23 protein-coding genes are annotated in these 21857 nt (G+C 67.5%); 10 read left to right on the forward strand and 13 right to left on the reverse strand.

Features of this window, described 5'->3' with window-relative positions; translation table 11 throughout:
- Positions 1–44: 44 nt before the first annotated feature.
- Positions 45–1262 carry a selenoneine synthase SenA gene (gene senA, locus NX782_RS25105; RefSeq protein WP_258848235.1) on the reverse strand — a complete coding sequence of 406 codons (1218 nt, stop codon included), beginning with the start codon at positions 1260–1262 and terminating at the stop codon, positions 45–47.
- 33 nt (positions 1263–1295) lie between these two features.
- Here senA and senB point away from each other — a divergent pair, with 33 nt between their 5' ends.
- Positions 1296–2282 (forward strand): selenoneine biosynthesis selenosugar synthase SenB, encoded by a 987-nt coding sequence (gene senB, locus NX782_RS25110; protein WP_258848236.1) that lies wholly within the window; start codon positions 1296–1298, stop codon positions 2280–2282.
- Positions 2283–2292: 10 nt separating this feature from the next.
- On the forward strand, positions 2293–3345 hold the full coding sequence (gene selD, locus NX782_RS25115) for a selenide, water dikinase SelD (RefSeq protein WP_258848237.1): 1053 nt from the start codon (positions 2293–2295) through the stop codon (positions 3343–3345).
- A gap of 13 nt (positions 3346–3358) precedes the next feature.
- On the opposite strand, the gene NX782_RS25120 is transcribed toward selD, so the two are convergent.
- A complete protein-coding gene (locus NX782_RS25120) occupies positions 3359–4003 on the reverse strand; it encodes a DUF1906 domain-containing protein (RefSeq protein ID WP_258848238.1) in 645 nt (214 codons plus the stop codon).
- A gap of 541 nt (positions 4004–4544) precedes the next feature.
- Here NX782_RS25120 and leuA point away from each other — a divergent pair.
- Both leuA and NX782_RS25130 read left to right on the forward strand, forming a co-directional pair.
- The gene (gene leuA / locus NX782_RS25125; RefSeq protein WP_258848239.1) at positions 4545–6242 is read left to right on the forward strand and encodes a 2-isopropylmalate synthase; all 1698 of its coding nucleotides are present in this window, start codon (positions 4545–4547) and stop codon (positions 6240–6242) included.
- Entirely contained in the window at positions 6242–7120 is an 879-nt protein-coding gene (locus tag NX782_RS25130; RefSeq protein ID WP_258848240.1) for a cupin-like domain-containing protein, read from the forward strand. The genes leuA and NX782_RS25130 overlap by 1 nt, the downstream gene beginning before the upstream one ends.
- A 3-nt stretch (positions 7121–7123) precedes the next feature.
- On the opposite strand, the gene NX782_RS25135 is transcribed toward NX782_RS25130, so the two are convergent.
- The 5 genes from NX782_RS25135 to egtD all read right to left on the reverse strand — a co-directional run bounded on the left by NX782_RS25135 (position 7124) and on the right by egtD (position 12154).
- Entirely contained in the window at positions 7124–7903 is a 780-nt protein-coding gene (locus tag NX782_RS25135; protein ID WP_258848241.1) for a YdcF family protein, read from the reverse strand.
- 11 nt (positions 7904–7914) lie between these two features.
- Entirely contained in the window at positions 7915–8940 is a 1026-nt protein-coding gene (locus NX782_RS25140) for a DUF6236 family protein (protein WP_258848242.1), read from the reverse strand.
- Between the two features lie 77 nt (positions 8941–9017).
- On the reverse strand, positions 9018–9953 hold the full coding sequence (locus NX782_RS25145; RefSeq protein ID WP_258848243.1) for a YihY/virulence factor BrkB family protein: 936 nt from the start codon (positions 9951–9953) through the stop codon (positions 9018–9020).
- On the reverse strand, positions 9950–11173 hold the full coding sequence (gene egtB / locus NX782_RS25150; RefSeq protein WP_258848244.1) for an ergothioneine biosynthesis protein EgtB: 1224 nt from the start codon (positions 11171–11173) through the stop codon (positions 9950–9952). The genes NX782_RS25145 and egtB overlap by 4 nt, the downstream gene beginning before the upstream one ends.
- Positions 11174–11185: 12 nt before the next feature.
- The gene (egtD, locus tag NX782_RS25155) at positions 11186–12154 is read right to left on the reverse strand and encodes an L-histidine N(alpha)-methyltransferase (protein WP_258848265.1); all 969 of its coding nucleotides are present in this window, start codon (positions 12152–12154) and stop codon (positions 11186–11188) included.
- 110 nt (positions 12155–12264) lie between these two features.
- On the opposite strand from egtD, the gene NX782_RS25160 reads away from it, so the two are divergent.
- Positions 12265–12912, forward strand: coding sequence for an ABC transporter ATP-binding protein (locus NX782_RS25160; RefSeq protein WP_258848245.1), 648 nt, complete (start codon positions 12265–12267; stop codon positions 12910–12912).
- A 188-nt stretch (positions 12913–13100) separates the two neighbouring features.
- A complete protein-coding gene (locus tag NX782_RS25165) occupies positions 13101–13412 on the forward strand; it encodes a hypothetical protein (RefSeq protein ID WP_258848246.1) in 312 nt (103 codons plus the stop codon).
- Positions 13413–13472: 60 nt separating this feature from the next.
- Here the strand turns inward: NX782_RS25165 and NX782_RS25170 are convergent, their stop codons facing one another.
- The 4 genes from NX782_RS25170 to NX782_RS25185 form a co-directional block, all read right to left on the reverse strand.
- The gene (locus tag NX782_RS25170) at positions 13473–14120 is read right to left on the reverse strand and encodes a hypothetical protein (protein ID WP_258848247.1); all 648 of its coding nucleotides are present in this window, start codon (positions 14118–14120) and stop codon (positions 13473–13475) included.
- A gap of 76 nt (positions 14121–14196) precedes the next feature.
- Positions 14197–15156, reverse strand: coding sequence for a Ppx/GppA phosphatase family protein (locus NX782_RS25175; protein ID WP_258848248.1), 960 nt, complete (start codon positions 15154–15156; stop codon positions 14197–14199).
- A gap of 85 nt (positions 15157–15241) precedes the next feature.
- Positions 15242–16429, reverse strand: a complete 1188-nt coding sequence (locus tag NX782_RS25180; RefSeq protein ID WP_258848249.1) for a GGDEF domain-containing protein — start codon at positions 16427–16429, stop codon at positions 15242–15244.
- Between the two features lie 7 nt (positions 16430–16436).
- Positions 16437–16712 carry a hypothetical protein gene (locus tag NX782_RS25185; RefSeq protein ID WP_258848250.1) on the reverse strand — a complete coding sequence of 92 codons (276 nt, stop codon included), beginning with the start codon at positions 16710–16712 and terminating at the stop codon, positions 16437–16439.
- 98 nt (positions 16713–16810) lie between these two features.
- Between NX782_RS25185 and NX782_RS25190 the strand changes: the two genes are divergently transcribed.
- The 3 genes from NX782_RS25190 (at position 16811) to NX782_RS25200 (ending at position 20865) form a co-directional block, all read left to right on the forward strand.
- A complete protein-coding gene (locus tag NX782_RS25190) occupies positions 16811–17536 on the forward strand; it encodes a fused MFS/spermidine synthase (RefSeq protein ID WP_258848251.1) in 726 nt (241 codons plus the stop codon).
- A 118-nt stretch (positions 17537–17654) separates the two neighbouring features.
- Positions 17655–20498 (forward strand): bifunctional diguanylate cyclase/phosphodiesterase, encoded by a 2844-nt coding sequence (locus NX782_RS25195; protein WP_258848252.1) that lies wholly within the window; start codon positions 17655–17657, stop codon positions 20496–20498.
- 151 nt (positions 20499–20649) lie between these two features.
- On the forward strand, positions 20650–20865 hold the full coding sequence (locus NX782_RS25200; RefSeq protein ID WP_258848253.1) for a hypothetical protein: 216 nt from the start codon (positions 20650–20652) through the stop codon (positions 20863–20865).
- Positions 20866–20867: 2 nt separating this feature from the next.
- On the opposite strand, the gene NX782_RS25205 is transcribed toward NX782_RS25200, so the two are convergent.
- On the reverse strand, positions 20868–21239 hold the full coding sequence (locus NX782_RS25205; protein WP_258848254.1) for a hypothetical protein: 372 nt from the start codon (positions 21237–21239) through the stop codon (positions 20868–20870).
- 59 nt (positions 21240–21298) lie between these two features.
- Entirely contained in the window at positions 21299–21436 is a 138-nt protein-coding gene (locus NX782_RS25210; protein ID WP_258848255.1) for a hypothetical protein, read from the reverse strand.
- Between the two features lie 193 nt (positions 21437–21629).
- Between NX782_RS25210 and NX782_RS25215 the strand changes: the two genes are divergently transcribed.
- A complete protein-coding gene (locus NX782_RS25215; protein WP_258848256.1) occupies positions 21630–21824 on the forward strand; it encodes a hypothetical protein in 195 nt (64 codons plus the stop codon).
- The last annotated feature ends 33 nt before the right edge of the window (positions 21825–21857 follow it).

Consider the following 21857-nt stretch of genomic DNA (forward strand, 5'->3'; position numbering starts at 1 on the left):
GAAAGGCTGCTTCGGCAGCCTTTTTTTTCGCCTGCGCCGCGGGTTCAGGGCGCGCAGCTGCGAAAACCCGCGAAGATATCGTCGCGTTCCGCGGTGAAGAAATTCCTGAAATGCGGGCTGCGCATGCGCGCCGGGGTGGCGAAGGAAGCGCCGCGCAGGCTCTGGCGGCTGCCGAACCAGGGCGCCGAGTATTCCAGGTAGCGGTCCGGCGCGAAGCCGGGATACGGCAGGAAAGGCGTCGCCGTCCATTCCCATAGCTTGCCCCATTCGAACTCCGGATGGCCGGAGGCGGCCGCGAATTCCCATTCCGCTTCCGTCGGCAGGCGCCGACCGGCCCAGCGGCACCAGGCCTGCGCTTCGTGCAGCGTCAGGTGGCGCACCGGCGCATCGGGCACCAGAGGTTCGCGGCGGCCGAAGCGCAGCTGCTGCCAGCCGGCGCCGGCCTCGAGGCCGGCCTCTTTCTCACGCCGCCAGTAGCGCGGCGCCTGCTGGCCGGAGGATGCCAGCCAGGCCCGTCCCGCCTCGCTCCACCAGCGCGCATCCCGGTAGCCGCCGTCCTCGACGAAGGCCAGGTAGCGGGCATTCGACACCAGCGCGGTGTCGATCGCGAACGGCGCCACCCGGCACGCCGCCGGCGCTTTCTCGTTGTCGAACACGAAGCCGTAGGACTGGTCGCCGCCGCGAACAAAAGCGCCGCCCTTGAACACGATCTCGCCGGCCGGGCGCGGCGCCGGCATGGTGCCCGCCATGCCGCCCTGCAGCGGCACGCCGAGCGTCTGCATCGTGTACAGCAGGGCTTCGCCATGCATGTCCTCGTGCGCCAGCGCCAGGCGGTAGGGATAGAGGGCGGCATCGTCGTCGGGCTCGCGCGCCAGACGCGCCAGCATCCGTTCGAGCACCTCCTCGCAATAAGTCAGGATCGCGCCCGGCTCGGGCAGGTCGAGCGCCCAGCGTGTGCGGTGCGGCACCAGGTTCGAATCGAACCAGTCGTCGCCGCGCGCCAGCAGGCTGTGGCCTTCCGCAGCGCCGGGCCGGCTGCTGCTGGCCGCGCGCAGCACGAACCACTCGGCAAACCAGGCCGTGTGGCCGAGTTCCCACAAGGGTGGATTGATGATGGAGAGACGCGGCACGCGTGCGGCGTCCGCGTAGCCGGCCTGTGCCAGGGTATCGAACAGCGCCAGCGTATAATGCCGCGCATCCCGCAGCATCGCCGCCAGCCGTTCGGGTCCGGCGTGCCGGAACGATGTGTCAAGTTGGTCCATGCGGGCATTCTACGATCGTTTCACGAACAAGCCATGGCGCGCCCCCACATCCTCATCGTCAGCCCCGCCTCCGCGCGCGAGAACAACGGCAACTGGCAGACCGCCAGCCGCTGGATGCGCATCCTCGCCGGTGCGGGGCGGTTGCGGGTCGCGGTCGCGCAGGACTGGACGCAAGCCGAAGCCGCGCCCGACCTGCTGATCGCCCTGCACGCGCGCCGCTCCGCGACCAGCCTGGCGGCCTTCGCCGACGCTTGTCCCGACCGCCCCAGCCTGCTGGTCCTGACCGGCACCGACCTGTACCGCGACATCCACCAGCACGACGACACCGGCGCCGGCGCGCGCGCCTCGCTGGACCTCGCCACGGCGCTGGTGGTGCTGCAGCCGCAGGGCCTCGACGAACTCGAAGCGCCAGCGCGCGCCAAAGCCCATGTCATCTTCCAGTCCGCCCCGGCCCTGCGCGCCGCGCGTACGCATGCGGACCGCTGCGACATCGCCATGATCGGCCACCTGCGCGAAGAAAAAGACCCGCTCACCTTGATGCGCGCCGCCGCGCTGGTCACGGCTCCCGCCGCGCGCCTGCTGCACGTGGGCGGCGCGCTCGACCCGCTGCTGGGCGAGGCGGCGCGCGCGACCCAGGCCGCGACCCCGCGCTACCGCTGGCTCGGCGCCCTGCCCCACATGCCGGCGCGCCGCCTGCTGCGCCGCTGCCGCGCGATGGCGATCTGCTCGCGCATGGAGGGCGGCGCCAACGTGATCATCGAAGCGGTGACCAGCGGCGTGCCGGTGCTTGCCTCCGATATCGAAGGCAACCGCGGCATGCTGGGCGAGGACTATGCTGGCCTCTTTCCACTGGGGGACGCCGCCGCGCTGGCGCGCCTGATCGACCGCGTGGCAGCCGACGAAAACTTCCACCGCAAGCTGCTGCGCCAGTGCGCCGCGCGGCGGCGGCTGTTCGCACCGGGCCGGGAGCGTGCGGCGCTGCTCGACCTGGTGGATAATCTCCTTTTACGCAATCCTTGACGGACCTTCCATGACTACTGCCGACCAACCCATCAAACTGACCTCCTTCTCGCACGGCGGCGGCTGCGGCTGCAAGATCGCACCCGGCGTCCTGTCCGAAATCCTGAAGAAGTCGACCGGCTTCCCGGTGCCGAAAGAGCTGATGGTCGGGATCGAGACCGCCGACGACGCGGCCGTCTACAAGCTGAACGACGAGCAGGCGCTGATCGCCACCACCGACTTCTTCATGCCCATCGTCGACGATCCCTTCGACTTCGGCCGCATCGCCGCCACCAACGCGATCTCGGACGTGTATGCGATGGGCGGCACGCCGATCATGGCGCTGGCCCTGGTCGGCATGCCAGTGAATAAGCTGCCGCTGGATACCATCGGCAAGATCATCCAGGGCGGCGAATCGATCTGCGCCGAAGCCGGCATTCCGATCGCCGGCGGCCACACCATCGACTCGGTCGAGCCGATCTACGGCCTGGTGGTGATGGGCCTGGTGCATCCGTCCAAGGTCAAGCGCAACGCCGATGCGCGCGCCGGCGACGTGCTGGTGCTCGGCAAGCCGCTAGGCGTGGGCGTGCTGTCGGCCGCGCTGAAGAAGGACAAGCTGGATGCCGAAGGCTACGCGGCCATGATCGCCAACACCACCAAGCTCAACAAGCCAGGCAAGGCCCTGGCGGAACTCGAAGGCGTGCATGCGCTGACCGACGTCACCGGCTTCGGCCTGCTGGGCCACCTGCTGGAGCTGGCGCGCGGCGCGAAACTCACCGCGCAGCTGGACATGGCAAACATCCCGCTGCTGCCGGGCGTCGAGCAACTGGCCCACGACGGCTTCTTCACCGGCGCCTCCGGCCGCAACTGGGACGCCTACGGCATGGACGTCGAGCTGGGCGCGGGCGTGGGCGGCACCCAGCGCGTGCTGCTGACCGACCCGCAGACCTCGGGCGGCCTGCTGGTGGCCTGCGACCCGGGCAGCGTCGATGAGGTGCTGGCCCTGTTCGCACGCGAGGGCTTCGGCCACGCCGCGGTGATCGGGCGCATGGAAGCAGGCGCGCCGCGCGTGAAGGTGGCGTAAGCCTCTTCACGCCCTAGACGCTGAACAGGCCGGCGTCCCTGTCGGGATGGGTGGTGTCGGGATCGATGCCGAGCACGATCCCGTCGGCGCCCACGATCCGCGCCGGCAGCATCTGCAGGATGTCGTAGCGCTTCTGTTCCGCGTACTGGCGCGAGCCGGCGAAGCCGGTCGACTGCGACAGCCAGCTCAGCGCCGCGATGTCGCGCTCGACCAGGGCGCCGCAGCACAGGCCGGAACCGTAGACCCCGACCCGATAGGATGGCGCGCCATCGTTGGCCACGTACAGCGCCGCGTGCACGCCGGTGAAGTAATTGCTGATGCCGCCGTCGATGTCGGCCTGGGTCGGGTCGTAGTCGACCGCGAAGTAGATGGCCGAGCCAAAGGGCTGGCCTATGCTTTCGCGCGCCATCCGGTAAGCCTGGGCGCCGTCCGCCAGGCCCTGGGCGCGGGTGAAGAAAGCGGCATGGGTGCCGGACGTCTCCCACACCACGCCGATGCGCAAGCCCGCCTGCGACAGCGCGCGCGCCTCGCCCAGCGACAGATTCTTGGACGCGTTATTGCTGTAGTAGCGCATCGCGAAGTCGTAGCCCTGCGACCGCAAAGCCACGGCATGGCGGGTCAGCTCGACCGTGGTGTCCAGTCCTCTCAGAGCGGCCATGCTGCTTCCTCCTGTTCCCGATCAGATTTTGTCTCGCGCCCCTTTGGCGCAGCGCAAGCGTGTACTCTGCCACTCCCCCAGTACAAACGCTTGATCGAGCACAACAATCTTTTGGGAAATTCTGTCGTCGACACCAAACGCGGGCATAACAAAGGCTTGACACGCCAAACAAAATTCACTTAGAGTGAAGAAATGTTCTCTCAACTGCCTCTGACGACTTCCCTACCGCTGACCGGCGCACTATCGCCGGCAGGCCTGCTACTACGCGCCTAACAAGCCGCCGTACCCTCCCCGGCCCAGCGCCGGAACCGTAGCCCAAGGAAAGTTGAACAGATGTTTGCCACCGCCTCCACACCGTTCATTGCAGTCACCATCGCCGGAGCCTTCCCGCTGCCTGCCGGCGAACGCGCACTGCTGCTATCGCTACCGATCGGTTGCCGGGCCTAGCGTTCCGTGGCCCGTCCGGCAGCCCGCGCCACAGGTGCCCAGGCACCACCGCCAGATGCAGCAAAACCCCATTCAGTAGATCAGGAGCTTCGCCATGTTGACCAATCCCGCCGCCAAATACCGTCCCTTCCCCGCCGTCCAGCTGGCCGACCGCCAGTGGCCGAGCCGCACCATCACCCAGCCGCCGATCTGGATGAGCACCGACCTGCGCGACGGTAACCAGGCGCTGATCGAACCGATGAGCCCCGAGAAGAAGCTGCGCTTCTTCGAGAAGCTGGTGCAGATCGGCGTGAAGGAGATCGAGGTCGGCTTCCCGTCCGCCTCGCAGACCGACTTCGACTTCGTGCGCATGCTGGTCGAAGAGAACCGGATTCCGGACGACGTCAGCATCATCGTGCTGACCCAGGCGCGCGAAGAGCTGATCCGCCGCACCGTCGAGTCCTGCGTCGGCGCCAAGCGCGCCATCGTCCACGTCTACAACTCGGTGGCGCCGGTGTTCCGCCGCGTGGTGTTCGGCATGGGCCAGGACGAGATCGTGCAGATCGCCGTGAACGGCACCCGCCTGATCAAGGAACTGGTGGCCCAGCACCCGGAAACGCAGTGGGGCCTCGAATATTCGCCGGAATCCTTCTCGACCACCGAGCTGGAGTTCAGCAAGCGCATCGTCGACGCCGTCAGCGAAGTCTGGCAGCCGACCCCGCAGAATCGCATGATCGTCAACCTGCCCTCGACCGTCGAGGCCAGCACCCCGAACGTCTACGCCGACCAGATCGAATGGATGTCGCGCCACCTCGAGCGCCGCGACAGCCTGGTGATCAGCGTCCACCCGCACAATGACCGCGGCACCGCCGTCGCCGCCGCCGAGCTGGCCGTGATGGCCGGCGCCGACCGCGTCGAAGGCTGCCTGTTCGGTAACGGCGAACGCACCGGCAACGTCGACCTGGTAACGCTTGCACTGAACCTCTACACCCAGGGCGTGCACCCGGGCCTGGACTTCTCGGACATCGACGCGGTGCGCCAGCTGGTCGAGGAATGCAACCAGATCCCGGTGCACCCGCGCCATCCGTATGTGGGCGACCTCGTGTTCACCGCCTTCTCCGGCTCGCACCAGGACGCGATCAAGAAGGGCTTCGCAGTACAGAAGAGCGACGCACTCTGGGAAGTGCCCTACCTGCCGATCGATCCGGCGGACCTCGGCCGCAGCTATGACGCCGTCATCCGCGTCAACAGCCAGTCCGGCAAGGGCGGCATGGCTTACCTGCTGGAGCAGGAATACGGCCTCGAACTGCCGCGGCGCCTGCAAATCGAGTTTTCGCGCGTGGTCCAGCGCCACGCCGACGCCACCGGCACCGAAGTCGCCGCCAGCGATATCCACGCCCTGTTCGCGAAGGAGTACTTCGAGCAGGACAACCCGGCCTACCGCTACCACGGCCACCGCATGACCGAGGATACCGACGGCGAACAGCGCGTGCAGATCGACGCCACCGTCGAGCATGAGCGCGTGACCGCCAGCCGCCACGGTCAGGGCAACGGCCCGATCGACGCCTTCGTCAACGCGCTCGGCCTGGACATCCGCCTGATGGACTACCACGAGCACGCGATCGGCTCGGGCGCCGATGCGAAGGCCGCCTGCTACGTCGAGCTGCGCCTCGGGAATGGCCCGACCCTGTTCGGCGCCGCGATCGACAGCAACATCCTGACCGCCTCCTTCAAGGCGGTGCTGTCGGCGGTGAACCGCCAGATCGCCCTGGCCGGCGAACAGCCGCAGCAGTCGATCCAGCGTGCCGCCTGATGGGTGAAGGCAGTACCGTCAAGCGCCTGCCGCCGCGCCCGCATCTCGAACTCGAGTTGCAGCCGGCGGCGGCGCGCGAGCAGAAAGCCGCGCAGGTGCGCGGCGTGTCTTCGATCCAGGCCATGCGCGAAGCGATTTGCGAAGCTTCGCGCGCCCTCCCGGCCATCACCGCGGTGCCGCGCATCGGCCGCCTCGATGGCGCGGCCTTCCGTGCCCGCGCCGCCGAAGGTCTGCCCTTCCTGATGGCCGGCGTGGTCAAGCGCTGGCCGCTGTGCGCGCTCACGCCGCAAGACCTGCGCGAGCGTTTCGGGGAAGTGCCGGTGCGGGCGCGGGTCGGCGATTACGTGGCGACCGCCTTCGCGCCCGACCGCGCGATGCAGGACATGTCCCTGCGCACCTACCTCGACATCAGCGAAGCCCCGGACAGCGACTTGCCGCCCTATGTCGGCAACCTCGAACTGCGCGAGCTGAACGGCATGTGCCACTGGCCCGGCTACTTCGAGAAGATGGGACCACCGCGCTTCTGGCTCGGCCCGGCGCGCACGGTCACGCCGCTGCATTGCGACTACGACGACAATATCTTCGCCCAGATCTGGGGCAGCAAGCGCATCTTCCTGGCGCCACCCCACCACGGCGACTACCTGTATCCGCGCGAGGCCAATCCGGTCCTGTTCGGATCGCCCTTCGATCCGGAAGCGCCGGACTTCGAGGCCTTCCCGCTGGCGCGCCAGGCCAGCATCGTCGAGGTGCTGGTGCAGCCCGGCGACATGCTCTACGTGCCGGCCGGCTGGTACCACCAGGTGCGGGCGCTGAGCTTTTCGCTGTCGTCCAACCGCTGGGCGCGCGGCGTGCCGCTGGCCCTGCCCGGCGCGGTCTGAGGTCTAGCCGACCCGCACCCGGTACCAGGCAAGGCCGATCAGCTCATACAGCGCATACCACGAACGGCGCATGCCTTCCGCGCTGGGCACGAAGGCGCCGCTGGAGCGGGCCTGATCGCCGAAGAACATGGTCGGCGCCTCGACCACCTCCAGTCCGGCATGCGCGAACACCATGCGCGAGCGCGGCATGTGCATCGCATCGGTAACCAGCAGGATGCGCCGCACGCCATCCTTGCGCAGCATCGCCGTGCTGAAGGCGGCATTTTCAAGCGTATCGCGCGAACGTCCTTCGATCCACCTGACCGGCACCCCGAAGTCTTCGCGCAGCGCGGTGGCCATTGCCTCGCCGAGTGCGATCTCGCGGCTGGCGGCGGCATCGCCCGCTTTGGCACCCACGCCGCCGCTGACGAGGATGGGCAGCCCGGTACGCCGCTGCAGGTGGGCGGCGTAGCGCAGGCGCGCCAGGGCCACGTAATCCGGGATGTCCTGGCCGCCGTATTCGGGCGCGTCCTGCAGCCGGCCGGCGGCCAGCACCACGATCGCCTGCGCACCGGCGCGTTCGGGCGCCAGCAGCGGCGCGCTCATGCGTTCGAGCGGCCTGACGAACAGCGAGGCGCCGGCCGTGGTCGACAGGATGGCCAGCAGCGCCAGCCCGGTCCCGGCGACGATGCGCCCGGCGCGCGGCCAGCGGCGCCAGAGCAGCAGGCCGATCAGGATCAGCAGGAACAGGTTGGCGGGCGGCAGGATCAGTCCGCGGGGGATGGCGTTGAGGAAGTCGAGCACTGGGTTGAAGCTTATGGATCGATTCGATGTAAAGCCAACGAGCGTCGTGCGCTAGCTATATATGCAAGCGGCTTCCCCTCGTTCGCTCTACGCGGCCCTCGTATACTTGCAATTGCCTGGTAGGCCGTACCAGCAAGAGAAAGGGCCGCCCCGGTGTACGCGACGACGCTACCCTGATCCGTCGACTGCAGCGCAAGACCCGCGCCGAACAAAGGTGTCAATGATGAGAGAACTACATGTCCGAAAGTTGGGCGCATGGCGCCCTCGATTTCCCTGATCTGATCTTCGCATTCGTGAACGAACAGCCTGATCGCCTCGATGCGCGCGTCCGGATCTGGTAGAAGTGCGATGGCGGAGCAGTGCGCTTCGATTTTCTCCCGCAGCCGCGGAAGCAGTTCGCCATGCTGCTGCTTGAAGCGAACGAGCCGGTGAATATCCAGTTCCCCTGACGGCACCGGCAATAGGGACTTCAGAATCACCTCGCGCGCCTTGAACTCATGAATCGAGCGATTATATTTTGGATACCTAGATCCAAGGGTGGCGGCAAAAACAACCTTGTCGGTAACCGGTGTAGCGTCGATCCCAGGTACAGCCGCCAATACACTCGCCAGGTAGGCCATGAACTGATGGGCGAGTCTAGCATCCAGTTCATACCAGCCCCATGCCACCTGCCGCGCCAGCCCGGCCTCGATCAGAAAGTCCGGAATTTCTCCCATCTTTTCTGCGTGCATACGCACTGTGGGTCGGAAACTACCCTCGTGCAAGGTATACATTTGCCCCCGTCGCAGCCGCTGCTCGACGAACTCGATAAAACACTCGCTGAATCGTTCCGCAGCACCGATATACATCCCAGGGACAATAGGCTCGACAAGACCTTCCGACATCAGATTTCTCGTTACCTCATCCATCTGCTCCGGCGCATGCAGATGGTCCATCGGCACAATCGACGCAAGCTTGTCCCAGTAGAGAATGGCTTGTGTTGTCCATGAGGTGTTCGGAACCTCGATATACGGAAAGTAGAGCGCTTTATTTGACATGGATGTGAATGATCTCCGTTAAGACCATCATACATAAAGCTGGTTTCGTGTGGCAAAAATCAGATAGGGCACCCGACTTAAGAGCTCGGCCGGGTCTCCATCTTTTTCGCCTGCCCGGCCGCCCCGCCCTGCCCGACCCGCTCGTATTCCGCGATCACCTGGGCCCCGAACAGCAGCAGCGCGGCGCCGATCTCGAGCGAGAACATGACGACGATGGCGGTGCTCATCGAGCCGTACACCACGTTCACCTTGGACAGCGTCGAGAAGTACCACACCAGCACATGGCGGGCGACTTCCCACAGCAGCGCCGCGGTCACGCCACCGACCAGCGCGTGCGACAGCGACAGCCGCCCGACCGGCATCACCAGGTAGATCGAAGTCAGCACCAGGATCTCGCCCGCCAGCCCAAGCAGGTAGAGCAGCGCACCCGATACGCCGTGCAGCGACCATTTATAGCCGAACAGCTCGACGCTCTCGCTGCCGATCACCTGCAGGGTGCCGGCCACCAGGGTCACGATCATGATGCCGAAGCCCAGCGCCAGGATGTAGCAGTAAGGGAGCAGCGCCGAGACCAGGAAGTGGCGCCGCCGCACCGCCACGCGGTGCACGAAGATCACGCTCATCGCGTTCTCCAGCACGGTGAAGGCGAAGGAGCTGAAGAACACCATGGTGGCGGCCAGCACCCAGGTGATCAAATCGCGCTCGGCGAGGAAGTGCGCGACCTCGGCGACGATGGACGCCGACTGGCCGGGCACCAGCAGTTCGAGGTAGCGGCGCAGCGTCAGCAGCAGCTCGGCCGGGTCGAGGAAGTGCGAGAGCGCCACCACCACCAGCATCAGGAAGGGGACGATCGACAGCAGCGCGTAATAGGCGACGGCGCCGGCCAGCAGCAGGCCCTGGTTGGCGCGGAAGCATTTCAGGACGCCGAGCGTGAAGGCGAGCGGATGGGCGACGATGTAGGCGTTCGCGCGCCGGTTCAGCACCGCCAGGCGCAGGCCACGCGCTCCCTTCATCGGGCCAGCCTGATGCCGGTGAACTGCCAGCGCGCGCCGGCCGGGAAGAAGTTGCGGTAGCTGGCGCGCGCGTGGCCGTGCGGCGTGGCGCAGGACGAACCGCGCAGCACGTACTGGTTGATCATGAACTTGCCGTTGTATTCGCCCAGCGCGCCGGCGGCCGGCGCATAGCCCGGATACGGCGCGTAGCTGCTGCTGGTCCACTGCCAGCACTCGCCGAACATCTGCGCCAGGCCATCGCTGCCGGCCGCGCGCGGATGCAGGTCGCCGCAGGCGATGGCGACGTCGCGCGCCGCGAACTCCCACTCCGCCTCGGTCGGCAGGCGGGCGCCGCGCCAGCGCGCATAGGCATCGGCTTCGTACAGCGAGACGTGGGTGACCGGGCGCGCCGGGTCCAGCGCCTGCAGGCCGTGCAGCGTGAACTCCAGCCGGCGCCCATCTTCCTGGCGCCAGTACAGCGGCTGCTGTATTTCGCCGCTGCAGACCTTGTCCCAGCCCTCGGACAGCCACAGCGACGGATCGCGGTAGCCGCCGGCGTCGACGAATTCCAGGTACTCGCCGTTCGTCACCAGGCGCGAGGCCAGCTGGAAGGGCGCGACGTACTGGCGGTGGCGCGGCAGCTCGTTGTCGAAGCAGAAGCCGGTGCCGCGGTGGCCGATCTCGGCCAGGCCGCCCTCGAAGTCCAGCCAGCCCAGCGGCCCGACCGGGCAGGAGGCCGGCAGCGGCGAATCCAGGTAGGCCGGGTACAGCGGATTCTGCGCCAGCAGGTGCTTCAGGTCGGTCAGGATCAGCTCCTGGTGCTGCTGCTCGTGCTGCATGCCGAGTTCCACCAGCATCGCCAGCTCGCGGTCCTGCGGCGCGGACGACAGCAGGCGCGCGATGCGCGCATCGACGTCGCGGCGCCAGGCCAGCACCTCGTCCAGGCCGGGCCGCGTCAGCAGGCCGCGCTGGGCCCGCGGATGCTTCGCGCCGACGCCGTTGTAATAGGAATTGAACAGCACCCGGTAGGCCGGGTGGAAAGGCCGCCAGCCCGGCTCGCGCGGCTCCAGGATGAAGGTCTCGAAGAACCAGGTGGTGTGCGCCAGGTGCCACTTGACCGGGCTGGCGTCGGGCATCGATTGCGCGCAGCAGTCCTCAAACGACAGCGGCTCGGCCAGGTGCAGCGAGCGCTGGCGCACCTGTTCGAATTCGCGGGCCTGGCGGTGTTCGTTCGCTCCCATGACTGTCCCCGCTCAGTGCAGCGCGCCCGGCGCAATCGCGCGCGCGTGAATCACCGCGAACCAGCCGCGCTCGTCGGTCCAGACGCCGGCCGCGGCAAAGCCGGCCTGCTCCAGCAGCCCGACCGCGGCGGCCGGGCGGTACTTGTAGCTGTTCTCGGTGTGAATGCATTCGCCGGCCTCGAAGCGGCGGCTGCCGCCCTGCCACACGACCTGCTGCGCGCTGCGCGCTTCCAGGTGCATCTCGACCCGCCCTTCGCGCTCGTTGTAGAAACCGTGGTGGCGCCAGGCGCGGATGTCGAAGTCGGCGCCGAGCAGGCGGTTGGCGTGGCGCAGCACGTTCAGGTTGAAGGCGGCCGTCACGCCCAGCGCGTCGTCGTAGGCCGCATCCAGCACCGCGCCGTCCTTGGCGAGGTCGATGCCGATCAGGATGCCGCCGTCGGCACCGCACTGGGCGCGCACGCGGCGCAGAAAAAGCAGCGCGTCGTCGGGCGTGAAATTGCCGATCGAGGAGCCCGGGTAGAAGAACAGGCGGCGCTCATGGCGCACGATATCGGGCAGTTGCCAGTCGCCGCCGGAGAAGTCCATGCCGAGCGCGTTCATCTCGATGTGGCGGAAGCGCTGGCGCAGGCGCTCGACCGCGTCCTGCAGGAAGTCGGCCGAGATGTCGACCGGCACGTACTGCGCCGGGTGCAGCAACGGGAACAGGCGCGCCGCCTTGGCGCAGTTGCCGGCGCCGAGGTCGACCAGGGTGGTGCCGGTGCCGATCGCGCGCGCGATCTCGCCGCCGTGGCGCTCGAAGATCGCCGCTTCGGTACGGGTCGGGTAGTACTCGGGCAGCTCGCAGATGGCTTCGAACAGCTTCGAGCCGAGGGCGTCGTACAGGAACTTGGGCGAGATGCAGGCATCGCGCGCGCGCAGCCCCGCCTCAAGCTCGGCACGCAGGCGCAGGGCCTCGGCCGAGGTATCGAACATGCTGCCCATGGCGGGCGCATCGGTTGAACGGTTCAGCATCGCTAGATCCCGGAATGTTGACGTTCTTGCCAGCATACGCGATTCGGGAAAGGGCCGGCGCCATGCTACAGTAGCAGTCTATGCTCGAACTCGTCGATCTCACCAAGTCCTATGGCGGCCGTACCGTCCTCGCCCAGCTCTCGCACCGTTTCGCGCCCGGCGAGTTCGTCGCCGTGATGGGCGAATCGGGGGTCGGCAAATCCACCCTGCTGAACCTGATTGCCGGTCTCGACACGCCCGACGGCGGGCAGGTCGTGGTCGACGGCGTGCCGATGTCCAGCCTCGACGACGATGCCGCGACAAAGCTGCGCCGCAGCCGCATGGGTTTCATTTTCCAGGCCTTCCACGTGCTGCCGCACCTGACGCTGGAACAGAACGTGGCCCTGCCGCTGCTGCTGAACGGCGGGCTCGATGCCGCGCGCGCACGGACCATGCTGGACGCGGTCGGGCTGCAGGGACGCGGCGCCGATTTTCCGCGCCAGCTCTCGGGCGGCGAACTGCAGCGGGTGGCGATCGCGCGCGCCCTGGTGCACAAGCCTGCCCTGCTGCTGGCCGACGAACCGACCGGCAATCTCGACCCGGAGACGGCGGACGGCATCCTGCACCTGCTGCGCGCCGAGATCCGCGCCAGCGGCGCCGGCGCCATCATGGTCACCCACTCGCACGCGGCGGCGGCGATGGCCGACCGCACCCTCGTACTGACACGTTCCGGACTGAAATTGACGTAAGTTCCGCACAGAAAGCCCGATCTTATGGGCTTTTATTCATGAACAGTGCGTCAAACTTGTCAAAGTCGTAGTAGCATTCCAACAAACCCACCCAGCATAAGCACCTCAAAAAGCGGTACAAAACCGGTCGGGCGCACTCTCCAAAACAGTCGGTCTGTCTTGAATGTTCATCCACACGGAGGAAGTTCATGAGCGTACGACAGAAAAAACAGGAGCTGCTCGAGGCGATGCATCGCGCCCGCGCGGCCGAGCCGTCGAGTTTCGTCCCCAATCCCCTACTCGACACCCTGATCACCCGCATGCAGTTGAAGAACGACGCGGAGCTGTGCCGCGTCCTCGAAGTGCAGCCGCCCATCATCAGCAAGATCCGGCACCGCAAGCTGAACGTCGGTGCCACCATCCTGCTGAGGATGCACGAGAAATCGAATATCCCGATCCGCGAGCTGAAGGAGCTTACGGCCGAAGCGCGGGCCCAGGTGCCGGGACGGACCACGCACTGAGCGGGAAGCTGCGGCGGCACGGCACCGCCGGCTCGTGCAGCATGACGCTGCCGGGCCGGATCACTCCGTGGGCGGGCGTCCCGTTTTGAGCTGGGGCAGATTGCCGAGAACCGCGCGCAGGCTGGCCACGTCGAGCTGGCCCAGCAGCGCCACGCCGATGCGCAGCAGTTCGCTCTTCTTGACCTCGAAGCCGGCCTTCAGGCAGGCCTGCTTGACCGCGCCGAGCACGGCGTATTCCTGCTCGGGCATGGTGAAGCTGTCGCGGACCAGCGTGGGGCGTGCCTGGAGCGCCGGGTCCGGGCGCGCCGTTTCGACTGCGCGGCTGGTGCGCGTTCTGGCTGCGGGCTTCGCTGCGGTTTTTGCGGGGGCAGGCTTCAGGGTGGCAGGCTTCACGGCGGCCTTGGCCGCGGCCTTGGCCGCCTTCGCGGCCGGGGCGGCGGCGCGCTTGCTTGCCGCGTCTTTTGCCGCGGCTGCCGGTTTCGCCGCGGCTGCCGGTTTCGTCGCCGCCTTCGGTTTCGTTGCGGCGGCCGCTTTTGCCGCGGCGGCCGGTTTCCCCGCCGCTGTCTTACGTACCGGCGCCAGCGCCGTTGCCGCTTTGCTGGTCTTCGCAGCCGTCCTGGCGGCCACCCTGGCTGGCGTCTTACCCGCCCCTGCTGCTTTGGCGCCGGCCGCTTTCGCGGCGGCGCTGGCGGCTGTTGTCTTCGCCATCCATTACTCCATCTTCAAACAAGCCAAACAATATATATCATTTGGCGCTTTGTCGGAAGAATGGCACGCCGGATCTTCAGGCCGGCAGCACGTGCCGCTGCCGGTGCAGGTCGTGCAGCAGGCCATGGCGCAGGCCGGCGTCCGACTCCAGCAGCATGTCGATCTCGAGTTCTTCCATCAGCGCGATCAGGATCGCCAGCGCGGCGGCGACGTTGCGCGGCAGCAGGCGCCCCAGCCCGGCCAGCGGACGCCCGCCGCCCGCATGCTCCAGCACCCGCGCGCCAAGCTGCTCCAGGCCGCCGCGGTCGATGCCGCCGGCGCCGTGGTCGGCCTTGCAGTCGGCCCCATTTTCGCGTGCCAGCCGCGCCAGCGTACGCACCGTGCCGGACGCCCCGTACACGCAGTCGCGCACCGCGGGGCCGTAATCCGCCGCATGGTCGGCCAGGCGCACGCGCGCCGAGGACACCGCCGCCGCGAACGAGACCGCATCGATGCGGCCGTTGCCGAAGAAGGTCAGGGCCTGGCGCACCGTGCCCAGCGCCACCGAGCCGGCGCGCGTGACGCGCATGCCCTGCCCCAGCGCGAACTGGGTCGAACCGCCGCCGATCCCCAGCACCAGCGGGCGGCTGCCGGCGGGTGCCGCGCCGGCCACGCCCAGCCAGGTCAGCAGGGCTTCTTCCTCGCCCGACAGCACGCGGATCTCGAGGCCGAGGGTCTGCTGGGCGGCCGGCAGGAACAGGTGGGCATTGCGCGCCATGCGCAGGGTCGAGGTGGCGACCACGCGCGCCGCCGCCAGCGGCCTGGCCTGCAGGCGCTCGCGCAGGCGCGCCACGCAGTCGAGCGCGTCGCGCATCGCGTCCTGGCTCAGGCAGCCGCTGACGTCGAGGCTGGCGGCCAGGCGCAGCGGCACGTGCTCGCCGTCCAGCGCCAGCGGCACGCCGTCGCGGTAGCTGGCGACCAGCAGGCGGAAGCTGTCCGAGCCGAGTACCAGGGCGGCGTAGGTGGGCGCGGACGGATCGGTATGCTGGTCGTTCATTCAAGCTCCATTCAAGAACGGCACCACAAAATACGCCGAGAGCGGCCGGCCCGGATGACGCTGCGACGCATCCCCGGCCGCATGCTCAAGCCTCGGCGAGGATGGCCTGCGCCGGCGGCGCCAGTTCGATCCGGTCGCGCCCGCCCGCCTTGGCGCTGCGCAGGGCTTCGTCGGCGCGTGCCAGCAGGGTGACGCTGCTGTCGTCGGCGCGGATCGCGGTCACGCCGAAGCTGGCGGTCAGCGAGATCATCGCGCGCTCGGTCTTGACCTTGGTGGCGGCGATCGCGGCGCGCATGCGCTCGGCGACCATCACCGCGTCTTCCTGGCTGGTGCGCGGCAGCAGGATCGCGAACTCGACCCCGACCAGGCGGCCCAGCTGGTCGCTGTCGCGCAGCTGGCGCTTGCAGACCTCGACCAGGGTGCGCAGCACCACGTCGCCGGCCGGGTGGCCGTAGCTGTCGTTGACGCGCTTGAACTGGTCGAGATCGAACAACACCAGCGCGGTCGGCGGACCGGGGCGGCGCGCCAGCGACATCCACGGCGCCAGCATCTGGAAGAAGCCGCGCCGGTTGGCGCAGTCCGTCAGCGGGTCGACCACCTCCAGGCGCGCCAGCTGGTCCTGCACGTCTTCGCGGCCCAGCAGCAGCCAGCCGAAGCCGCCCAGCAGCATCAGCAGGTACAGCGCGCTCGAATACAGCTGGCGCAACAGCTCGTTGCTCATCCAGCCCCAACCCGACGGCGCCAGCAGCACCAGCGCGCCGCGTATGCCCACCACCAGGGCCAGCAGCGCGGTGGCCAGCGCCAGGAAGCGGCGCAGCATCGAGGCCTGGGCCCAGCCGCGCGCCAGGGCGGCGGCGCCAGACAGGTAGAAGGCGCCGAGGATCAGCGATGCCGCCAGCGCGCGCAGGCCGATCTCGTCGATCCAGTAGCACAGCAGGAAGGCGCACACCGCCAGCACCAGCGCCGGCCTGAAGATGCGGCGCCAGTGGCGGCCGCCGGCCCGTTCCCACAGCGCGCCCGCTTCCCAGGCCACGCCGGCGATCACCAGGCCGTAGGCGACCGGCAGCGCCAGCCGCTCGGGCACCACGTTGACGCCGCCGATCGCCAGCAGCAGCCAGCCGGCGCCCTGCATCTGGCGCGACCAGCCCCAGCTTGTCAGCGCCGCCGGGCGGCCGCCGGCGCCATCCTGGCGCGGTTGCTCGAAGAAGAACAGCGCCGCGCAGATGGCCAGGTTGCCGAGGGCGAGCGCCAGAACGATGGTGGTGGAATCCATGGCCGCCTCAGAACTCGTGGACCACGGTGGTGGTGCCGTCGCCGACCTTGCTGGCCCAGGCGCGCGCGCAATAATGCATCTGTTCCTCGCTGGGTGCGTCGTGCCAGAACACGATCAGGGTGCCCTTGTGGTCGTGGAGCTGGGTCAGCTTCTCGACGAAGCCGCTGTCGCCATCCACGTCGGCCAGCGCCATCGCGTAGCCATAGACGCGGTCGAGCCGCTCGATGCGATCGGGCTCGGTCTGGCTGTTGGTGGCGGTGATGATGGGATGGTCCAGGAACATGGGGTCTCCGTGAGGCTGCGGCGGCCAGCTTATCAGAAACTTATCCCTCGGAACAAGCCGGACCGCCTCGGCGACACTCTCGCCTATACTGTCAGCCCATGCAGAATCTACCGAAGCCGCTGGTCCGCACCGAGGGCAATCGCCGCACGCTGGAGTTCACGCCCGGCGACATCCAGAGCGCGATGCGGCTCTCGCGCCCGCACGCGCTGGTGCTGGCCTACACACGCGCCATGATGTGCTTCGTGCTGTTCGTGCCGCGCCCGCGCCGCATCCTGATGGTCGGCCTGGGCGGCGGCTCGATGCTCAAGTTCTGCCGCCACCACTGGCCGGATGCCGACATCACCGTGCTCGAGCTGCGCGCCGACGTGATCGCGCTGCGCGAACGCTTCCTGGTGCCGCCCGACGATGCGCGCCTGCGCGTCATCCACGCCGATGCCGCCGCCTGGATAGCGGATTGCGCGCAGGCCCGCTTCGACGTCATCGTGGTCGACGGTTTCGACAGCGACGGCCTGCCCCCGGCCCTGTCCAGCCGCCCCTTCTATGCCGATTGCCGGCGCTTGCTGGCACCGGATGGCGTGCTGGTGGCGAACGTGTTCAGCTACGACCGCCGGCGCGGCAACGTGCTGGATGCGCTGGACGGGATCTTCGACGGCCATACCTGCGTGCTCGACAAGGCGGCCGGCAACAACCACATCCTGTTCGCCGGCGCCGGCACGACGGGTCCGGTCGCGCGCCTGCTGCGGCGGCTGCCCTTCGAATTCCTGAACCGCCTGCTGGTGCGGCTGGTCCTTATCCGACTGGCATGCTCGAGTGTTTTTGCTTAGCCACAACTTGGCCTAGCCGCTACTGCGTTGTGACAATTTGTTTGCGGAAATATGCGCTTCTGTGACACACTGGCGCGCACATTGTGCCTTCGAGCAAGTAATTTCTAGAGGATTCAGCATGCCGCGTCGCCGACTGCAGCTTTCGCTTACGCTTGCGGCGGCCCTTACGCTTGGGGGCGGCCTGGTCACGACCGCTGTACTGACCTTCGCCGTCAACCAGCTCGAAATCGACAACAAGTCGCTCGCTTTCGAACAGGGCACGAATGTGCGCGTGGCGGCCCTGCGCCAGGGCATGGATGATGCGGTCGAAGTCCTGAACGTCACCAACCAGCTGTTCGCCACGGTGCAGCCGGTGACCCGCGCGCAATTCCACGATTTCACCACCCCGCTGCTGCTGCGCAACCCCTTCGTCAAGGCCTTCAACTTCCATCGCGCGCTGGAGGACAGCGGGCGCGCCGCGTTCGAAGCCGAGCTGCAGCGGGTGCGTCCCGGCAGCATTCTGCGCGAGATGCGGGATGGCCGGCTGGTGCCGGCGCCGCGCCGCGCGCGCTATCACGTGGTCGATTACCTGGAGCCGATGCTGGGCAACGAGCCTGCCTTCGGCCTGAATGTCAGCGAGAACGGCGAGGTCGCACGGGCAGTGGCGCGCGCCCATGCCAGCGGACGCGCCGCCGCCACCGGCCTGCTGCGCCTGGCGCAGGACCCGACGGGCAAGCCGAGCTTCCAGGTGGTGATGCCGGTCTACGGGCCGGAGGGCCGCCTGCTGGGCGACACCGCCGCCATCGTCGAGGTACCGTCGCTGGCGCGCTCCACGCTGGCGCGCGCCGGTCTGCTGGAAGACCGCAGCATCCTGCTCAAACTCTACATCGGCGCCCAGACCGTGCCCGGCGCAGTGGTCTACGCCAACCACGACGCCACCGAAGCCGCCGCGCCGGCGCCGGCGCCGCTGCGCTGGCTGGCCCGTCCCGGCGCACGCGCGCTCGAGCGCTTCGTCGTGGCCGGTCAGACCTGGACCGTGGAAGCGGTGCCGACGCCGAAACCGTATCTGGCCGATCACCTGGCCTCGACCCTGCTGCTGGCCGGCGGCGCGTTGTCGACCCTGCTGCTGGCGGCCTTCGTGCAGGCTGCCGGCCAGCGTACGCGCAAGGTGCAGGAGCTGGTGCGCGAGCGCACCGCCGACCTGAAGCTGACCAACCAGCGCCTGGTCGACGACGTCCTGGCGCGCAAGCGCACCGAAAAGGCGCTGCAGGAAAGCGAGCAGCGCTTCCGCCAATTGGTGGCGATGTCCTCGGACTGGTACTGGGAGCAGGACGAGCATCTGCGCTTCGTCGCCATGACCGGCCATTTCGCGGAAAAATCGGGCATCGCGGTCGAGCGCATCCTAGGCAGGACCCGCGCCGAACTGATCGGCAGCCTGGCCGACAGCGATGCCGGGCGCGAGCACTTCGCCGCGATCGCCGCGCGCGAGCCCTTCCGCAACCTGGAATACCGCGCGCTCGACGACAACGGCGAGGAGCGCTGGTACTGCGTCAGCGGCCAGCCGATCTTCGACGAGGGCGGCCGCTTCACCGGCTACCGCGGCACCGGCAGCGACATCACGGCGCGCAAGATCACCGAGCAGCGCGTGCACCACGTGGCCCAGCACGACGTGCTGACCGGCCTGCCCAACCGTTCGCTGCTGCAGGATCGCCTCGAACAGGCGGTGGCCTACGCCAACCGCAGCGGCCATCCGGTGTGGGTGATGCTGATCGACCTGGACCGCTTCAAGTTCGTCAACGACAGCATGGGCCACAAGGCCGGCGACGTGCTCCTGATGACGGTGGCGGCGCGCCTGCGCGGCTCGCTGCGCGATACCGACACCGTGGCGCGCCTGTCCGGCGACGAATTCGTGGTGATCCTGTCGCAGCACGAAGACCAGCCACTGTCCGCCGACATCGTGCAGCGCGTGATGGATTCGGTGGCCCAGCCGGTGATGCTGGGACCGAAGGAATTCTTCGTCACCTGCAGCATCGGGGTGGCGGCCTACCCGAGCGACGGCACCCCGGCCGACAGCCTGATCGAACACGCGGACATCGCGATGTACCGCGCCAAGAAGCTGGGCCGCAACAATTTCCAGTTCTACACGCCGGCCATGAACGAGGAGTCGCTGGAGCGCGTGCGCATCGAGAGCGCGCTGCGCAACGCCCTGGTGCGCAACGAATTCGTGCTGCACTACCAGCCGCAGGTCGACCTGCAAACCGGCCGCATCGTCGGCATGGAAGCGCTGATCCGCTGGAAGCATCCGGAACTGGGCATGGTGCCGCCGACCCGCTTCATCGGCGTGGCCGAGGACACCGGCCTGATCGTGCCGATCGGCGCCTGGGTGATGCGCACCGCCTGCGCCCAGAACAAGGCCTGGCAGGATGCCGGGCTGGGACATCTGCGGGTCGCGGTGAACTTGTCGGCGCGCCAGTTCAGCGCCACCGAACTCCTTCCCAGCATCGAACAGGTGCTCGAGGACACCGGCCTCGATCCATCCTGCCTGGAACTGGAGCTGACCGAGAGCCTGTTCATGAGCGACGTCACGCCGGCGGTCGACCTGTTGCACCGTATGAAGTCGCTCGGGGTCAAGCTCTCCATCGACGATTTCGGCACCGGCTACTCGAGCTTCTCCTACCTGTCGCGCTTCCCGATCGACGTGCTGAAGATCGACCGCTCCTTCGTCAACGACATCACGATCGACGCCAACGATGCCGCGATCGTCGCGTCGATCATCGCGCTGGCGCATAACCTGCGCCTGTCGGTGATCGCCGAGGGTGTCGAGACCGCCGAGCAACTCGACTACCTGCGCCACCAGGGCTGCGACGAAATGCAGGGCTATTACTTCTCGCGGCCGCTACCGGCCCACGAATTCGAACAGCTGCTGCGTCAGCGCCGCGGGCTGGGCGCTCCGGAAGACGAGCCGCAGGTGCAGGTTGCATAAAAGCAATCTCGCGGCTTTGCATGAACAAAGGCCGCTAAGGCCTTGTATTCTTTGTTTTATCCATAATTTTTTGTGGCAGAAATAATATCATTCCCCTACAATGGCCTGAATAATTGGCAACGATGCCAATTCAATAATAATGAGGGATGATATGAACTTCGAGACGGGCAGCATCGACGCTACCCTTGATACGGCAAGCCGCAAGCAGCGCACCGACATGCGCACCCGCGACCTGGTCAACCAGGCAGTCGCCTCGATCCCCACCCTCGGCCTGCAGCGCGCGGCCGAATTCCTGGCGGCGATGAACGTGCCGGCGGAAATCGCGGTGCGCACACTAGTGTACCCGCACCGCCGCCGCGCCAACTAGACTTACTTCTTCGGTTCCTGCGCGCTGATATCGGCCAGCGATTCGCGGCCGCGTTCGGTGAGTTCGTAGCCGCCGCCTTCACGTGCGGCGATGTGCGACTTGCGGCTCAGGAACTGCACGACATCCTCGTCCAGCGCGCTCGCGGGATCCTGCTCGAGCGCGCGCAGCGCCACGATACAGCGGCGCAGGAACAACACCTCCTGGCCCTTGTCCGTCAGCGACAGCGCGCCATTCTTCGCATACTGCACCAGCTTCAGGCCGGACAGGCGCTTGGCATTGCGTCCCACGCAGGCATTGACCCGGTCAGTACGGGCACCGCGCCGGATCATTTCGAGGGCGTCGTATTCGTCGCCGGTCAGTTTTTCATTCTTCATGCAGACTTTCGTTGAGAGCAAAGGTCGCCATGGTAAGGCGGCCCGGCCTCTCCCGCAACTTACTTCATTGCGCGCACCGCCGCCCACACCAGGCCGGCGCCCGCCAGCGCCCCCAGCGCCAGCGCCGCCTGCAGACGGCGCGAGGCCAGCAGGGAGTGTCGTCCGAGATAGATTTTGTTGTGCAGTGTGGTGCCCATGCCGTCCCCTCCATTGTGTTGACCGATGGACCATTATAAAAATTTCCCCGGAACGCTATGTGCGCTGGCATACGGAGCGCAAACATTGTATCCATAAAGCAACACATTCATGCTCACCCTATCGGGCGCCGGGGGCGAGGTCGGGCTGTTAGGATCAGGTCAACACGCAACCAGCTAACCAAAGGAGAGCAGCATGAATACCTCGACCCCGAAACCGGATCCCGGCGCCAAGGCACCGCCGATGATGCACGAAGGCGATATCGGCAGCGGCGACATCACGCCGGGCCAGCACGAAACGAATGAGATGATCAAGGAAATCCCGCCGCTGCACGGCCACGTGCCGGCCGACGATCCGGCCAAGCAGCAAGGTGGCGCGGGCAAGGCTTGAGCTGGAGGGTGTGAAGCCGCGGCTGGGTGCCGC

The organism is Massilia norwichensis (assembly GCF_024753245.1).
Lineage (GTDB): Bacteria > Pseudomonadota > Gammaproteobacteria > Burkholderiales > Burkholderiaceae_D > Telluria > Telluria norwichensis.

Excerpts from the sequence above, each read along its gene's own strand:
- senA (WP_258848235.1), bottom strand. The coding sequence starts at position 1,262 with ATGGACCAACTTGACACATCGTTCCGGCACGCCGGACCCGAACGGCTG.
- senB (WP_258848236.1), top strand. The coding sequence starts at position 1,296 with ATGGCGCGCCCCCACATCCTCATCGTCAGCCCCGCCTCCGCGCGCGAG.
- selD (WP_258848237.1), top strand. The coding sequence starts at position 2,293 with ATGACTACTGCCGACCAACCCATCAAACTGACCTCCTTCTCGCACGGC.
- NX782_RS25120 (WP_258848238.1), bottom strand. The coding sequence starts at position 4,003 with ATGGCCGCTCTGAGAGGACTGGACACCACGGTCGAGCTGACCCGCCAT.
- leuA (WP_258848239.1), top strand. The coding sequence starts at position 4,545 with ATGTTGACCAATCCCGCCGCCAAATACCGTCCCTTCCCCGCCGTCCAG.
- NX782_RS25130 (WP_258848240.1), top strand. The coding sequence starts at position 6,242 with ATGGGTGAAGGCAGTACCGTCAAGCGCCTGCCGCCGCGCCCGCATCTC.
- NX782_RS25140 (WP_258848242.1), bottom strand. The coding sequence starts at position 8,940 with ATGTCAAATAAAGCGCTCTACTTTCCGTATATCGAGGTTCCGAACACC.
- NX782_RS25145 (WP_258848243.1), bottom strand. The coding sequence starts at position 9,953 with ATGAAGGGAGCGCGTGGCCTGCGCCTGGCGGTGCTGAACCGGCGCGCG.
- egtB (WP_258848244.1), bottom strand. The coding sequence starts at position 11,173 with ATGGGAGCGAACGAACACCGCCAGGCCCGCGAATTCGAACAGGTGCGC.
- egtD (WP_258848265.1), bottom strand. The coding sequence starts at position 12,154 with ATGGGCAGCATGTTCGATACCTCGGCCGAGGCCCTGCGCCTGCGTGCC.
- NX782_RS25160 (WP_258848245.1), top strand. The coding sequence starts at position 12,265 with ATGCTCGAACTCGTCGATCTCACCAAGTCCTATGGCGGCCGTACCGTC.
- NX782_RS25165 (WP_258848246.1), top strand. The coding sequence starts at position 13,101 with ATGAGCGTACGACAGAAAAAACAGGAGCTGCTCGAGGCGATGCATCGC.
- NX782_RS25170 (WP_258848247.1), bottom strand. The coding sequence starts at position 14,120 with ATGGCGAAGACAACAGCCGCCAGCGCCGCCGCGAAAGCGGCCGGCGCC.
- NX782_RS25175 (WP_258848248.1), bottom strand. The coding sequence starts at position 15,156 with ATGAACGACCAGCATACCGATCCGTCCGCGCCCACCTACGCCGCCCTG.
- NX782_RS25180 (WP_258848249.1), bottom strand. The coding sequence starts at position 16,429 with ATGGATTCCACCACCATCGTTCTGGCGCTCGCCCTCGGCAACCTGGCC.
- NX782_RS25185 (WP_258848250.1), bottom strand. The coding sequence starts at position 16,712 with ATGTTCCTGGACCATCCCATCATCACCGCCACCAACAGCCAGACCGAG.
- NX782_RS25190 (WP_258848251.1), top strand. The coding sequence starts at position 16,811 with ATGCAGAATCTACCGAAGCCGCTGGTCCGCACCGAGGGCAATCGCCGC.
- NX782_RS25195 (WP_258848252.1), top strand. The coding sequence starts at position 17,655 with ATGCCGCGTCGCCGACTGCAGCTTTCGCTTACGCTTGCGGCGGCCCTT.
- NX782_RS25200 (WP_258848253.1), top strand. The coding sequence starts at position 20,650 with ATGAACTTCGAGACGGGCAGCATCGACGCTACCCTTGATACGGCAAGC.
- NX782_RS25205 (WP_258848254.1), bottom strand. The coding sequence starts at position 21,239 with ATGAAGAATGAAAAACTGACCGGCGACGAATACGACGCCCTCGAAATG.
- NX782_RS25210 (WP_258848255.1), bottom strand. The coding sequence starts at position 21,436 with ATGGGCACCACACTGCACAACAAAATCTATCTCGGACGACACTCCCTG.
- NX782_RS25215 (WP_258848256.1), top strand. The coding sequence starts at position 21,630 with ATGAATACCTCGACCCCGAAACCGGATCCCGGCGCCAAGGCACCGCCG.